At 74.4% G+C, this 1,244-nt stretch carries 1 protein-coding gene and 1 pseudogene; one reads left to right on the forward strand and one right to left on the reverse strand.

The genetic code is table 11. From position 1 onward, the window contains the following. Positions 1-552 (reverse strand): annotated as a pseudogene (locus G6038_RS30720) (hypothetical protein); the annotation flags it as partial. A 58-nt stretch (positions 553-610) separates the two neighbouring features. On the opposite strand from G6038_RS30720, the gene G6038_RS30725 reads away from it, so the two are divergent. Further along, positions 611-1,216, forward strand: coding sequence for a TetR/AcrR family transcriptional regulator (locus tag G6038_RS30725; RefSeq protein WP_165042689.1), 606 nt, complete (start codon positions 611-613; stop codon positions 1,214-1,216). Positions 1,217-1,244 lie beyond the last annotated feature (28 nt).

Below are 1,244 nucleotides of genomic sequence, written 5' to 3' on the forward strand. Positions count from 1 at the left end.
CTTCTCGGTGGCGGGGGACCAGCGGGCCCGGCGCATGCCCCGGACGACGCGCCGGACCAGGCGCGCGGCGTCGCGCACGTCGGAGACGCGCTCGGGGTCGGACGGGCGGATCCGCTCGGCCAGCGCGTCGGCGACGGCGTCGATCAGGCCGCGCGCGTCGGCGAGCACGTGCGAGCACACCAGCGAGACGACGGTCCCGCCGCCCTCGACACGGGTGGCGGTCAGCGCCCATCCCGGTCCGAGTTCGGGGTTGACGTCCACCTCCGCCTGCTGGTCCGCCCAGGCGAGAATGTCGGCGGCCGGGATCGGCTCGGGCGGGTAGCGCAGCGGGTAGCTGTGGTGACCCGGTTCGAGCCGGGGGCGCGCACCGGGAACGTGGGGGCGCACGACGCGCCGGCCGAGGGGGCTGCGGCCGAGCGCGTCGTGCAGCGAGATCAGCAGGGGGGCGCCGACGGTGTCGCCGGTGCGCCACAGTCCCTGCAGTGCGACGGGCATGCCGAGGCCACGGTGTCTGTGCAGGAAGATCTCGTCCACCACGCTGAGCCGGTTCACCTCCCAGACGGTAGCCGCCCTCCTTGACCCAAGCTATGAATCGAGGTTCAATTCTTTCGTGGCCTATCGCCGGACCCCCGCCGTGCAGCAACGGCTCGACGCCCAACGCGACGCGATCGCCGCCTCCGCGGTGAGCCTGCTGTCCGAACGGGGCTACCAGGGCCTGTCCATCGCGGCCGTCGCCGAGCGGGCGGGCGTCGCCACCGGCAGCGTCTACCGGCACTACGTCGACAAGTCCGAACTGATGGTGCGCATCTTCCGCAGCCTGTGTGGGCGGGAGGTCGACGCCGTGGTCGCCGCCGCCGAGGCGGCACGGCCGGACGGCGCGGCCGCGCAGGTCGCCGCCGTCGTCGAGACCTTCGCCCGTCGTGCCATGCGCAATCCCACCCTGGCCTACGCCCTGCTCGCCGAACCCGTCGACGCGGCCGTCGACGCCGAGCGCCTGGTGCTGCGCCGCGCCTTCGCGGCCGCGTTCGAAGGGGCCGTGCGCCGGGGCATCGACTCGGGCGATCTCGCTCCCCGGAACGCGGCCCTCGCCGCCGCCGCCCTCGTCGGCGCCGTCGGCGAGGTCCTCACCGGCCCGCTGCAGTCCGGTGCGGCCGCCGCCGACACCGTCCCCGAACTCGTCGCATTCGCCCTACGCGCGCTAGGAGCCCGACAGTGAATTCGCCCGCCCACCACCCGGTGAACTC

Source organism: Rhodococcus sp. 14C212 (assembly GCF_011058195.1).
Taxonomy (GTDB): domain Bacteria; phylum Actinomycetota; class Actinomycetes; order Mycobacteriales; family Mycobacteriaceae; genus Rhodococcus; species Rhodococcus aetherivorans.